Here is a 14,558-nt window from a genome sequence, read left to right as displayed (position 1 = left end):
GTGAAGAAAAGCTTATCTCTCGTTCTCGCATCGGGTTCTCCGAGAAGAAAAGAGCTGCTTGCTCAACTGGGTTATGATTTTGAGATCGTATTGCCTGATATTGAGGAAGCCAAACAGGCTCATGAGCAAGCACGAGATTACGTGTTGCGTCTTTCTTTGGAAAAAGCTCAGGCAGGCTTAGCGTTGGCTAAGCCTGATTCCGTTGTATTGGGCTCTGATACGGTCGTAGTATGCGATGACCGTGTGCTAGAAAAACCAAAAAGTTTTGAAGATTCAAAGCGTATGCTTACTGACTTATCCGGTCGTCGTCATCAAGTGATGACTGCGGTGAGCGTTGTATCATCGGAACAACAACATTCAGTGGTCGTTACCACTGACGTGTGGTTCAAACCACTGACTCACGAAGAAATCGAACAATATTGGCAGTCAGGAGAGCCATGCGATAAAGCTGGAAGTTATGGTATTCAGGGACTCGGAGGGCGATTTGTCACCCGAATCGAAGGCAGTTATCACGCTGTAGTAGGCTTACCTTTGTTCGAAACCGATCAGCTAATTCAAGAATTTTTATAATTGTTTTGAGGTGTGCACATGAGTGCAGAATTGCTGCTTAACGTGACCCCGAGTGAAACTCGTGTGGCCATGATTGAAGGTGGAGTACTACAAGAAATACATATCGAGCGCGAATCGCGTCGCGGTATTGTGGGCAATATATACAAAGGCAAAGTAAGCCGAGTGTTACCAGGTATGCAGGCGGCTTTCGTCGACATTGGTTTAGATAAAGCGGCGTTTTTACATGCGTCAGATATTGTTCCTCATACCGAATGTGTGGCAGAAAACGAAAAACAGCAGTTTCAAGTCCGTGATATCTCTGAACTGGTACGCCAGGGACAAGACATTGTTGTGCAAGTGGTCAAAGATCCGCTCGGCACGAAAGGTGCGCGTTTAACGACGGATATCACCTTACCTTCGCGTTATCTTGTTTTTATGCCGGGGGCCAGCCATGTCGGTGTTTCGCAGCGTATTGAAAGTGAGAAAGAGCGTGAGCGTTTGAAAAAGGTGGTGAACCATTACTGCGATGAGCACGGTGGTTTTATCATTCGTACCGCGGCAGAAGGCGCTGATGAAAAAGAGCTATCTCAAGATGCGGCATTTCTAAAGCGTTTGTGGCTAAAAGTCATGGAGCGTCGCTCAAAATACAAAACGCGTTCAACACTTTACGGTGAACTCGGCTTAGCTCAACGCATTCTGCGTGACTTTGTTGGCACAGAGCTCGATAAGATCATGGTCGACTCCCGCCTTGAATATGAAAACCTGAAAGAATTCACTTCTGAGTATGTACCGGAGTTAACAGATAAGCTTGAGCTTTACGAAGGTGACAAGCCAATCTTTGACATGTACGACACCGAAAACGAAATTCAGCGTTCTTTAGAGCGCAAGGTCGAGCTAAAATCGGGCGGCTATTTGATCATCGATCAAACCGAAGCCATGACCACCATCGACATCAACACGGGTGCATTTGTTGGTCGTCGTAATCTCGAAGAGACTATCTTCAATACCAATATAGAGGCAACGCAAGCTATTGCGCGTCAGCTACGTTTACGTAACCTCGGCGGTATCATCATTATTGATTTTATCGATATGGCATCCGAAGAGCATCGTCAGCGAGTACTTACCTCACTGGAAACGGCGCTGGCGAAAGACCGAGTAAAAACCAACATCAACGGCTTTACCCAGCTTGGCTTAGTTGAAATGACGCGTAAGCGCACACGAGAAAGTATTGAACATATCTTGTGTTCTGGCTGTCCTACTTGTGAAGGCCGTGGCAGCGTGAAAACGGTCGAAACTGTATGCTTTGAGATATTACGCGAGATTACTCGTGTGAACCGTGCTTACGACGCCGATAATTTTGTCGTGTACGCATCGCCGTTTGTTGCTGAAGCGCTATTGGGCGATGAGTCTCATGCGCTGGCTGAGCTCGAAGTATTTATTGGCAAGCAAGTGCGAGTTCAGGCTGAACCCCTGTACATTCAGGAACAGTTTGACGTCGTAATGATGTAATTTGGAACATTTGTGAATTCTGGTGTTAACCGTTTTGGGCGTTTTTGTGCGTGGAGTTTAGTTACTGTATTGGTGTTATTAGCCATATTAGTGACCACGCTGCGCGTCACATTGCCGCAACTTAACCATTTCCAAGATGAGATCAAAACCTGGGTCAAGCAAGGCACAGGTTTTGACGTTTCTATTGCTAATGTCGCAGGGACGTGGCGCAATAATCATCCCTCAATCGCGTTACTGGGCTTAGAGGCAAATCTACCAAACGTGCAAGATGCACGCTTCGCTGTTGAAGAAGTCCAGATTGAGTTCGATCTTATTCAATCTCTTTTTCAACTTAAACCTGTAGTTGCAGACCTTACCATTCATAACCTCGCTTTAGATATTCACACTGTAGACATTCTGCCGACTTCTCATCGTCAAGATCCGAAGCCCGAAGTGGATAAGAGCGAAGTGAAACTCATTGACCAACTCGACTCACTTCTTTTACGTCAGTTCGAAGACTTCACTATTAGCGATTCACGGATTTGGTATAAGTCTGTGTCAGGTGAAACTCGCCGTTTAGATATCGAGCAGCTTCGTTGGAGCAATCAAGGGAAACGTCACGTAGCCGAAGGCACGGTTAGCATTGCCGATGTTCGCCTGAACTCATTATTAGTAAGCGCTAACTTTAAAGATCATGGCTCGTTGCGCGATGTATCTGGTGAGTTTTACGTGAGTGCTCAAGATGTCTCGGTCACACCTTGGCTGACCACTTACATGCAAGAAGAGTCAGGAGCAGAATCGGGTAAAGTCAGCTTAAATACTTGGCTGACGCTCAAACATAGCCAACCGCATGATGCTTATGTTGAATTGCTGCCTTCCGAGTTGGTGTGGAATGAAGATGGACATCATGAGCTGTTTATTGAGTCTGGAATTTTCAGTCTTCGACCAGATAAACAAGGCTGGAAAGTAAATGGCCACTCACTTCAGATCAGAACCGATAATACCCCTTGGCCAGAGCTAGACGTCGCGTTTGATTGGCAACCAAACGGCTGGATGCTTAATCTCTCTCAGCTCGACATCGAAGCACTCATTCCGCTCATCAAGCTGGCTCCAGAGTCAGAGTCGACCAGTGACCTTATTAACAAACTAGCACCGAAAGGTCGGGTCGAAGATGTCCGATTGTCAATGAACGGTGGTTTAGACACCTTACGCTACTCGGCTGAACTGGATGAACTCGCGATGACACAATGGGAGCTCCTACCCGGGTTTCATCACGTACAGGGCAGCGTATCGGGGGATGTGAATCAAGCTAAAGCAAAAGTCACCGTCATTGATGATGTCTTTCCGTACGGCGATGTATTCCAAGCTCCGCTGAATATCAAACAAGGTGAAGTCGATATTATCTGGCAGCAAGATGATGCGGGTTGGCGCTTGTGGGCGGATAAAGTGACGGCAGCAACGCCTGATCTTCAAGTCTTGGGGGCATTCCGTCTTGATTTTCCAAAAGAACAAAGCCCATTTTTATCGTTCTATGCCGAAGCGGATCTCTACAACGCGGGTGAAACATGGCGCTATCTACCGACTCTGGCACTTGGACAAGACTTGACCGACTATCTTTCGACCGCGATTCAGGGCGGAAAAGTGAATACAGCGAAATTGTTGTGGTATGGCGAGTTAGGTGATTTTCCTTACAAAGAACATAATGGCATGTTCCAAGCTTGGGTTGGATTAAAAGACGCAAAATTTAGCTTTGATACGGCATGGCCAACCATCACGGATTTGCAGCTAGACTTGCTGTTTGAAAATGATGCCATGTATTTGGATTCAAAATCAGCCACACTAAATGGCGTTCATGCCAAGCGTATCACTGGGCGAATCCCTGAGTTGGCAGAAGGTGGGCACATTGAGATTGAAGCGAAAGCAAGCGCGCCGGGTAATGAAGTCCGTGACTACATGATGGCGACGCCATTAGTGGATTCAGTCGGTGCCGCATTGACAGCGCTGCAAGTGAGTGGTCCCGTTTACTCTGAGTTTCAACTCAATATACCGTTTGATTTTGAGAAAGAGTCTCGCGCTTGGGGTTATGCCGATTTAACAGAAAATCGTGTTGATATTGAAGCGCCGCCAATGACGCTTGAAAACGCCACAGGGCGTATCACCTTCGACAATGATGTGGTTACCACATCGGGTTTGTCGGCCGAATTATTACAACAGCCTATCTCTCTTGATTTCCATGGAGAGAGTGCGGAGCAAGGCTACAACGTGACAATTAATACACTAGGAGATTGGGATGTCGAGCCTCTCAAACCCTATGTCGGTGAGCGTTGGTTAAACCTTGTTTCTGGCCATGCGCCGTGGCAAATGGACATTGACTTGCAACTCAATGATGTTGGTTTCACTTATCAGCTTGAAGTGCTGGCGCAGCTAAATCGTCTGGCTAGTCAATATCCTAATCCTTTAGCGAAACAAATTGGCGAGTCTGGGCAAGCGAAACTGCAAGCATCCGGCAACCAAGAGAGTATTTCAGCAAGACTACAGATCCCAAATGTGAAGTATCAAACTGAGATAGATATCGCTGGCGATGTCCCGGTTCTGACTGCGACTCATTTAATGGTTGGCAAAGGTGGCTTCCGGATTAGTCCTATTGTCGGGCACGATGCTTCGGTGCGCGTCGAAGAACTGAATTTAGACCAATGGGCTGAGCTTGCGCAGGTCTCTGAGAGCAAGCCTTCATCGTCTGTTTTGGCAAGCATGAAAACGCCGACCATTCCATTGCCGACACGCATTGAAGTTGAAACGCCAAACTTACAGCTCGGTGGGATTGAGTTTCATGATGTGGATTTTTCAGCAAGCAAGAAAAATTTGAGTTGGCAACTCGATGTGGACAGTCAAGAGGTTAAAGGGAAAGCTAACTATCTGAAACCCTATGATCTATCGGTCTCTTTAGAGCACTTGCATCTCTACATCCCAGGGTTTGAAGAGATGACCAAAGAGCGCAGCTCAATCTTTGCGAGTGAAGATCAAAACGCACCTTTGATTACCAATTTTGACCGCAAGTTTCACGCTGAGATGCCAAACTTAACTTTGAACATTGATGATTTTTGGCTGCAAGGCTACAAAGTGGGCAAAGTGAATGTTGATTTGCAGCGTCGCCAGAACCGCTTGGAGTGGAAAAATATCACCTTTAGTAGCGGCAAAAACCGCATTGATATGAGTGGTTGGTGGGACCTGACGAAAGAGAGTAGTCATTCCAACTTAACCATGAAAATGAAAGGTGATAACAACACCGATCTTATGGAGCGCTTTGGTATTACATCAGGCATTCAACAAGCACCATTTGAGATCAATGCCAATATGGAATGGGACGGCGCACCTTGGTCAATGAAGACACAAACCTTGCAAGGAAACGTCTCAGCGGAATTTGGTAAAGGCGTGATCAGTGAAGTTAGTGGTGCGGCACGCTTGTTAGGCTTGTTTAGCTTGGATTCTATCATCCGTAAGATGCAGCTCGACTTTACCGACGTATTCGATAAAGGCATGGCATTCAACTCGATCACGGGAACGGGCAAAATCCAAGACGGTGTGTTTATCACCAATGATATCGTAATGGATGCGTTAGCAGGGGAAATGCAAATCCGCGGCATCGCTAATATGAACAGCAGAATGGTTGATGCGGAAGTGAAATTCACACCAGACATCACATCAGGCCTACCAATGCTGACCGCGTTTGCCGTTGCGCCTCAAACTGCTTTGTATGTCTTGGCCATCTCTACGGTGATATCTCCGGTGGTTGAGGTCTTCACTCAAGTCAATTATGAAGTGAAAGGCCCACTAGATTCACCAACGGTGAAAGAAATTTCGCGAAGTAAAGGTGAATACAAGCTGCCAGAAAAACTGCGTGAACAGGCCAAATAACTCACCGAATATAATGGAATAGGGAGGAAACACATGGAACGTGTTGGCATTATTCAAATGACTTCGGGTCCGGATATTAACGCGAATTTGGACTTCATTGAAAAACAGTGTGCTTTAGCGAGCAAGCAAGGTGCCAAACTTGTTCTTACTCCTGAAAATACAGTGCTATTTTCCAGTCGCGAAGCTTATCATCAACATGCAGAGCCACTTGGCAGTGGCATGATTCAACAGCGGCTCTGTGAAATCGCTAGAAAGAACCAGTTAACGCTAATTGTCGGAAGCATGCCCATTCAAACCGCAAAAGGTGTCACCACCACAACACTGGTATTGCCGCCGCACGGTAAATGCATTGCTCACTATGACAAACTGCATATGTTTGATGTCGACGTAGCCGATGGTTATGGTAGTTATCGTGAGTCGGATACGTTTATGGCGGGTAATCAAATAGTCGTTGCGGAAACTGATATCGGCAGTGTTGGATTGAGTATTTGTTATGATTTACGTTTCCCAGAACTTTATAAAGTATTGCGTCAAGAAGGGGCGGATATCATTGTGGTGCCCGCTGCGTTTACCGCTGTGACGGGGCAAGCTCACTGGGAAGTATTATTGCGAGCTAGAGCGATTGAGACACAATGTTGGATTTTGGCAAGCGGACAAACTGGAACGCATCCATGTGGACGAAAAACATGGGGACACTCAATGGTCGTTGACCCTTGGGGACGTATCCATAAACAGCTTCAGGATGAAGTAGGTTTATTGGTGACTGAGATAGATTTGTCACAAAGCCAACAAGTAAGGCAGAATATGCCGCTGACTCAACACAGTCGCTTTCAAAATGAATTGAGACGGAAATAAAAGAGCTAACTATGAGCACAAACCAAATAGAACAGGCACTCCTTGCCCCAAATGGTCTGACAGAACAAGACATTGCTGACACGCTTGCCAGCATTGCGACGCGCCAGATCGATTATGCGGACATTTACTTTCAGTCCAGCTGGCATGAGTCTCTGGTTCTAGAAGACAGCATCATCAAAGATGGCTCTTTTAACATTGATTGTGGTGTTGGTGTCCGTGCAGTAACTGGCGAGAAAACCGGCTTTGCCTACTCTGATCAAATCCAGCCTGAAGGCCTGAAGCAGAGTGCAATGGCGGCGCGCGGTATTGCTCAGCAAGGGCAAAATGGCAAAGTCCAAGCGTTTAAACGCACCGAAAACCAAGCGTACTACGCGGCTGTGAATCCACTAGCTGAATGGGAAAAGCAGCAAAAAACAGAATTACTCAAATCTCTAGATGCTTACATCCGCACTAAAGAACCATTGATTAAAGAAGTTTCGATCAGCATCAGCGGTGTGCATGAGCAGATGCTTGTTGCGGCAACAGACGGTACTTATGCAGGCGATATTCGTCCTTTGGTGCGTTTGTCTATTAGCGTGCTCGCACAAAAAGGTGAACGACGTGAACGCGGTAGTGCTGGTGGCGGCGGCCGTTTCGGTTACGATTTCTTTTTAACGGAAAGCAATGGTGTGAAACAAGCTTTTCATTACGCAGACGAAGCGATTCGCATGGCGTTAATCAACCTTGAAGCAGAAGCCGCACCAGCTGGCATGATGCCAGTGGTATTGGGTTCTGGCTGGCCTGGCGTGTTGCTACACGAAGCGGTAGGTCATGGCCTAGAAGGTGACTTTAACCGGAAGGAATCTTCGGTTTTCTCTGGCAAAATGGGTCAACAAGTGACGTCTTCGTTGTGTACCATCGTCGATGATGGCACGTTAAAAGACCTTCGTGGTTCACTGAATGTGGATGATGAAGGGGTAAACGGTCAGTACAACACGCTTATCGAGAATGGTGTGCTGAAAGGCTATATGCAAGACAAGCTAAACGCGCGGCTAATGGGTGTAAATCCAACGGGTAACGGTCGTCGTGAATCGTATGCACACTTGCCAATGCCTCGTATGACCAACACCTACATGCTTCCAGGTGAACATACGCCAGAAGAAATTATCTCGACGGTCGAGAAAGGGTTGTATGCGCCAAACTTTGGTGGCGGCCAGGTGGACATTACTTCGGGTAAGTTTGTGTTCTCTGCATCGGAAGCGTACTTGATTGAAAACGGTAAAATTACGCGCCCTGTTAAAGGTGCGACGTTGATTGGCTCAGGTATCGAAGCAATGCAGCAAGTGTCTATGGTCGGTAACGACCTAAGTATCGACAAGGGCGTTGGCGTATGTGGTAAAGCAGGTCAAAGTGTGCCAGTTGGTGTTGGTCAGCCGACCTTGAAGCTGGACTCACTGACAGTGGGTGGCACGGAGTAACTCAGTCGAATCGTTATAAAAAGAGCGCTCATTAGAGCGCTCTTTTGCTTTGTGAGTCGGTGTCAATTACAGGTTTTCTTCAGCAAATTCCGCCAAGCGGCTACGAACCACGCCGTTGAGGTGAATATTTGCGCTGCCTTCAAAGTTCTTGAAGCGCTCAACCATGTACGTCAATCCTGATGTCACTGGGGTGAGGTAATGAGAGTCAATCTGCGCCAAGTTACCGGAGCAGACGATTTTGGTTCCTTCGCCACAGCGGGTAATGATGGTTTTGATTTGTGATGCAGTGAGGTTTTGACACTCATCAAGCAGTACAAACGCATTTTGAATCGAACGGCCACGCATAAAGTTGATCGATTTAAATTGAATGTTGGCTTTATCGCAGATGTACTTCAATGAGCCTTCAGTGCAGTGATCGTGTTTATGTAGTGCTTCCAAGGTATCGGTCACCGCCGCTAACCACGGCATCATTTTCTCCTCTTCGGAGCCGGGTAAGAAGCCGATGGATTCACCGATATCTGGCGTGTTACGTGTTACGATAATTTTATCGAACATGCTTTTTTCAATGGTTTGCTCCAATGCTGCTGCCATTGCCAGTAATGTCTTACCACTACCCGCCGCACCCGTTAGAATCACCAAGTCAATTTCTGGATCGAGTAAGGCATCTAACGCCATTCCCTGGTAGATATTTTTAGGTGTGATGTCCCAAGCCTTACGATGCATTAGACGTTCGCGGCTCAGGTCGAGAAGCGTTAGCTTGTCTTCATTGATGGTTTCTACGCGACCAGCAAAGTCACTGTCTTCATCAATAACGTATTGGTTGATAAAGGTTGGGTCGAAGGGTTCGCGACTGAGTTTGTGGTAAGTTTTTCCGCCCAGAGCATAGCTTTCTACTTCCTCAATACCGCTCCAGAAATCACCTTCACGCAATTGAAAGCCTTTGGTTAGGTATTGAATGTCGTCAATCAGTTGGTCGGTTCTATAGTCCTCAACAAAGCGTACACCAGCCCCTTTGGCTCGCAGACGCATGTTGATGTCTTTCGTGATCAGTACCACTTCACGTGGTGCACGTTTATTTTGCAGATAAAGCACCGCGTTGAGAATACGGTTGTCACCGGCTTTGTCGGCGAAGGCTTTGACAGTTTCCTGCAGTTCAAAATCCGCCAAAATGGAAATAGTACCTTGGTCGGGGTTGTCTTTAGAAACAGGAATGCCTTCAGAGATTTCATCTGGCGTTGCTTCTTTAAACAAATCTTCCAAGGTGCGAATAGCCACGCGCGCATCTCTTGCAACGTCGCGCTTACTGTCTTTGATTCGGTCGAGTTCTTCCAACACGGTCATGGGGATAACGACATCGTGTTCTTGGAAAGAGAAGATGGCAAAGGGTTCATGAAGAAGAATGTTGGTATCGAGTACAAACAGTTTCCGATCGGTATCGCCCATAGCGTCTCCTTGCCGTAGTACGGCTCTGCATGCGAGTTGTTAGGTCGTTTCCAAATAGGTGTGAAGTGACCTAACTCTGATTGCTTGCAATAGAGGTTGTCGGGCTGATGTCGGCTAGTGTGCAACCGAGTAGCAAGACAACTTACTGCAAACCCGTGTTGATCCTAATCGTGTACTAACGCGCTTAAATCATATGCAATGGTTTTAAACGCCCCTCATTAGAAGTATACGTAATATTTACGTTCTACAACTTAATAATTGGCATGAGTATTTTACAATTTGATTGCATTTAGAGTTTGGGAAAAAAAGTTTCTGCTTGGTGCGGTTTCGGCGTGACCTAAATCACAGCTTCAAGTAAGATTAGCGACCTTTTTCTGCGTATAGGCTACGTCCGATTTATCATGTTGAGCTGGCTTAAAAAATACTCAGTTCATACTGGAATGACGAATGCTATCGGCATAGCAGAAGCCAGAATCAGATCTAAACTATTATCCGTGCCTACGGGCATGAGTAGACCAACAAGAAATACGAATCAAGAACTAATAACGAGGTAGTCAATTCATGACATTTGCTTTGGGGCAGCGCTGGATTAGCGATACGGAAAGCGATTTAGGTTTAGGTACCGTTGTAGCAATGGATGCTCGTACTGTGACATTGATGTTTGCAGCGTCAGAGGAAAACCGAGTTTACGCACGTAACGATGCACCTGTTACCCGAGTCACCTTTAATGTTGGGGATGTCATCGATTGCCAAGAAGGTTGGTCTCTAAAAGTAGAAGAAGTACTGGAAGATGAAGGTCTTTACACCTATTTCGGTACTCGTGAAGACACGCAAGAAACCGCTGTTGTTCTGCGTGAGATTTTCCTTAGCAACCAAATTCGTTTTAACAAACCTCAAGATAAGTTGTACGCCGGTCAAATCGACCGTATGGACAACTTTGTTCTGCGTTACCGTGCGCTAACCAACCAGTTTGAGCAGCATAAGAGCCCAATGCGTGGCCTATGCGGTATGCGTGCAGGTTTGATCCCTCATCAGCTTTACATCGCGCACGAAGTTGGCCGTCGTCACGCGCCACGCGTCTTGTTGGCGGATGAGGTAGGTTTGGGTAAAACCATTGAAGCGGGTATGATCATCCACCAACAAGTTCTGTCTGGTCGTGCCGAACGCATTTTGATTGTGGTGCCTGAAACACTGCAGCATCAATGGCTGGTTGAGATGATGCGTCGTTTCAATCTGCATTTCTCTATCTTTGACGAAGAGCGCTGTATCGAAGCGTTTGCGGATGCAGAAAACCCATTTGATACTCAGCAATATGTGCTGTGTTCTTTGGATTTCCTACGCAAGAGCCGCAAGCGTTTTGAACAAGCACTGGAAGGTGAATGGGACCTACTGGTTGTCGATGAAGCGCATCACCTTGAATGGAGCCAAGATAAACCGAGCCGTGAATACCAAGTGGTAGAAGGCTTGGCTGAACGTACTCCAGGTGTGTTGCTACTGACTGCAACGCCAGAGCAGCTTGGTCGTGAGAGTCACTTTGCTCGTCTGCGTTTGTTGGATCCAGACCGCTTCTATGATTACGAAGCATTCGTTGAGGAAGAAGAGCAATACGCGCCCGTAGCAGATGCGATTACTTCACTCTTTTCCGGTGAAAAGCTACCTAATGAAGCAAAAAACCAGATCACTGAGTTGTTGTCTGAACAAGACGTAGAACCACTTTTCCGTATTATTGAAAGTGAAGCGGACGAAGAAGCTAAAGCGTCGGCACGCCAAGAGCTGATCGATAACTTGATGGATCGTCATGGTACAGGGCGTGTTTTGTTCCGTAACACGCGCGCGGCCATCAAAGGCTTCCCTACGCGTAACGTGCATCTGATGCCAATGGATATTCCACCGCAATACACTACATCAATGCGTGTTGCTGGAATGATTGGCGGTAAGATGAGTTCTGAAGCACGTGCGATGAAGAACCTTTACCCGGAAGAAATTTTCCAAGAATTTGAAGGCGATGACGCGAGCTGGTGGCAGTTTGACTCGCGTGTGAATTGGTTGCTTGAAAAAGTAAAAGAGAAGCGCAGCGAGAAAATCCTCGTGATTGCTTCTCGTGCGAGTACCGCACTGCAATTGGAGCAAGCACTGCGTGAGCGTGAAGGTATCCGCGCCACCGTTTTCCACGAAGGTATGTCGATTCTTGAACGTGACAAAGCGGCGGCTTACTTTGCGCAAGAAGAAGGTGGAGCACAAGTTCTTATCTGTAGCGAAATCGGCTCTGAAGGTCGTAACTTCCAGTTTGCCAACCAACTTGTCATGTTCGACTTGCCATTTAACCCAGACTTGCTTGAGCAACGTATTGGTCGTTTGGACCGTATCGGTCAAAATCGCGATATCGACATTCATGTTCCTTACCTGAAAGGCACATCGCAAGCGATCCTAGCACGTTGGTTCGATGAAGGCCTGAGCGCTTTTGCGGAAACCTGCCCAACAGGCCGTGCTGTTTACGATAAGTACTCCGATGATCTGATTGAAATTCTTGCCTCTGGTGATACCAGCACGCTAGATGAGATCATTGAAGCGTCAGCAAAAATGAATAAAGAGCTGAAATCCCAATTGGAGCAAGGCCGTGATCGCCTATTAGAAATGCATTCGAATGGCGGGGAAAAAGCACAACAAATCGTTGAGAAAATTGAATCAACTGACGGCGATACCAATCTGGTCACCTTCGCACTTTCTCTTTTTGACACGATTGGCCTGAATCAAGACGATAAAGGTGAAAACGCCCTGATTGTGACCCCATCTGAGCACATGATGGTGCCAAGCTACCCAGGTCTGCCATACGAAGGAGCGACGATCACGTTTGATCGTGATACAGCGTTATCTCGTGAAGATATGCACTTTATCAGTTGGGAACACCCAATGATCCAGGGTGGTATCGATCTTCTTATGAGTGAAGGGGTGGGGACGTCTGCGGTATCTCTATTGAAAAACAAAGCGTTACCAGTCGGGACTATTCTTCTTGAGTTGATTTACGCGGTAGATGCGCAAGCGCCAAAACGCAGTGGTATCGCGCGCTTCTTACCGAAAACGCCAATCCGTTTAATGATGGACTCGCGTGGTAATGATTTGTCTGCTCAAGTGGAGTTTGAAAGCTTTAACCGCCAGCTCAGCCCTGTAAACCGTCACTTAGGTAGCAAGTTGGTTACGTCGGTACAGAAAGACGTACACCGCTTAATTGAAGCTGGTGATGTTCTTATTGAAGAGAAGGTCGAAGAAGTACGCAAGCAAGCTCATCAAGATATGCAGCATAGTTTGAATGCAGAACTTGAGCGTTTGCAAGCACTGAAAGCGGTGAACCCAAATATTCGTGACGAAGAAATTGAAGCTATCGACGCACAAATTAAAGAGCTTACTGGTTATATCAACCAAGCTCAGGTTCAGCTCGACTCGCTGCGTTTGATTGTGGTGAGCCACAACTAAGTAAGTATTTATTGCTCATTAAAAAAGGTCTTCAGTTGAAGACCTTTTTCTTTATTTACGGTTTAGTTTCTTTATGCGGAATGCATTAATCACTGATAGCTATCTCATTTACATCAACCACTTCCACCAGATAAATACAGCCAAGAAGCCAAACAAGTAAATCAGGCCTGCAATCGACAACCACTTTAGTTTAGGTCCAACAGCCAAAGGCTCAGGTAACTCAGTTTTGCTCACTAAGGTGTAATTTAGCAGAGCAAAGAATGGCGTGGTCATAAAGGCGAGAATCATCGCAAAGTTCAGCATAGGCAATAACGCAGAAGCCCAGAAAACCACAATACCTAATGCAAGTAAGGAGACTACCAGCATGATCGCTGAAGTGGTTTTAGGGTTAGTGTCTGGTTGTGAGCGCAGTAGGCGTTGAGAATCCGAAATAACGCGCGAATAGCCATCAATAACGGTAATCGTGCTGCCAAAGATACAGAAAAACGCAATTACCGCGATTAAGTAACGAGACCATTCGCCAATCGTTGCCGCATATAAGCCAACCAATTGGTGGGAGAAGCCAACGCCAGAGCTTTCAAGCGCAACGCCAGAACCATAAAGCATCAAAGAGCCTAGAGATACAAAGATAATGGCAAGAAACGCCGTGCCAATATAACCGACATTAAAGTCAAATAGAGCAGAGCGGTATGTTACTTCTTGCTGGCTTGATTGGCGTTTTAGCCACGCTGAGGTTAAACAGGAGATCTCTATCGGTGCAGGCATCCACCCCATTGTCACGACGATAAAACCAATAGCCGCAATAGACCAAGGTGACGGCGGCTCGAAGTTGGCTACTTGCTCAACAGGGTTACCAAAGGCGATAGAAACAGCGAGTAAAGTCGCGATGGTTAACACCGACATGATCACCTTAGATAGCGTATCGAGCGCTTTGTAATGGCCAGCAAATAATATGATCAGGCAGGTGACAATCACAATGATGCTGAGTGATGCCATTGATAGTGAAAACGGAATGAAGTAGCCCAGCAAGCTAGCGCTAAACATCAACAAAGCGGCGGTATTGATGACGGCCGATACCACGCTAAGAAATAGAAATAGCCATAGATAAGGCCGACCTAATTTCGCGTAGCCCTCAACCAAGGTGAGCCCTGTCCCCATGGTGTACTGTACGCCCGCTCGGAAAAAAGGGTATTTAAACAGGTTTACGAGCAGAATCAGTGCAGCCAATTGCCAACCATAAATCGCACCAGCCTTGGTTGATGCCACGAGGTGAGAGCCACCGACCGCAGCAGATGCCATTAATATGCCGGGGCCTAGTGAACGAAAAAATAAGGAAAGTTTGGATTGGGGTTTATCTATAACGGCGGAGTCCATTGCTTA

The 14,558-nt window shown here is 46.7% G+C and carries 8 protein-coding genes; 6 read left to right on the top strand and 2 right to left on the bottom strand.

Going from position 1 to position 14,558, the window contains the following annotated elements:
• Genes R7F64_RS20535 through tldD form a run of 5 tightly spaced genes read left to right on the top strand, consistent with a single transcriptional unit; the run spans nucleotide 1 to nucleotide 8,264 of the window.
• Nucleotides 1-570, top strand: a complete 570-nt coding sequence (locus R7F64_RS20535) for a Maf family protein (RefSeq protein ID WP_005381139.1) — start codon at nucleotides 1-3, stop codon at nucleotides 568-570.
• A gap of 18 nt (nucleotides 571-588) precedes the next feature.
• Nucleotides 589-2,058: a ribonuclease G gene (gene rng / locus R7F64_RS20530; protein WP_005381138.1), complete on the top strand. Its 1,470-nt coding sequence runs from the start codon at nucleotides 589-591 to the stop codon at nucleotides 2,056-2,058.
• A gap of 12 nt (nucleotides 2,059-2,070) precedes the next feature.
• Nucleotides 2,071-5,952, top strand: a complete 3,882-nt coding sequence (locus R7F64_RS20525; protein WP_318072047.1) for a YhdP family protein — start codon at nucleotides 2,071-2,073, stop codon at nucleotides 5,950-5,952.
• Nucleotides 5,953-5,985: 33 nt separating this feature from the next.
• On the top strand, nucleotides 5,986-6,807 hold the full coding sequence (locus R7F64_RS20520) for a carbon-nitrogen hydrolase family protein (protein ID WP_005388437.1): 822 nt from the start codon (nucleotides 5,986-5,988) through the stop codon (nucleotides 6,805-6,807).
• Nucleotides 6,808-6,818: 11 nt separating this feature from the next.
• Entirely contained in the window at nucleotides 6,819-8,264 is a 1,446-nt protein-coding gene (gene tldD, locus R7F64_RS20515) for a metalloprotease TldD (RefSeq protein ID WP_005381134.1), read from the top strand.
• Between the two features lie 66 nt (nucleotides 8,265-8,330).
• Here tldD and R7F64_RS20510 read toward each other — a convergent pair whose 3' ends face one another.
• Entirely contained in the window at nucleotides 8,331-9,707 is a 1,377-nt protein-coding gene (locus tag R7F64_RS20510; protein WP_005381133.1) for a PhoH family protein, read from the bottom strand.
• Between the two features lie 561 nt (nucleotides 9,708-10,268).
• Here R7F64_RS20510 and rapA point away from each other — a divergent pair.
• The gene (gene rapA, locus R7F64_RS20505) at nucleotides 10,269-13,178 is read left to right on the top strand and encodes an RNA polymerase-associated protein RapA (RefSeq protein ID WP_213908218.1); all 2,910 of its coding nucleotides are present in this window, start codon (nucleotides 10,269-10,271) and stop codon (nucleotides 13,176-13,178) included.
• Nucleotides 13,179-13,286: 108 nt separating this feature from the next.
• Here rapA and R7F64_RS20500 read toward each other — a convergent pair whose 3' ends face one another.
• The gene (locus R7F64_RS20500) at nucleotides 13,287-14,552 is read right to left on the bottom strand and encodes an NRAMP family divalent metal transporter (RefSeq protein WP_005381130.1); all 1,266 of its coding nucleotides are present in this window, start codon (nucleotides 14,550-14,552) and stop codon (nucleotides 13,287-13,289) included.
• Nucleotides 14,553-14,558 lie beyond the last annotated feature (6 nt).

The sequence above is a fragment of the Vibrio sp. Vb1980 genome (assembly GCF_033338615.1).
Lineage (GTDB): Bacteria > Pseudomonadota > Gammaproteobacteria > Enterobacterales > Vibrionaceae > Vibrio > Vibrio alginolyticus.
This window is presented reverse-complemented; position numbering and strand designations above follow the sequence as displayed.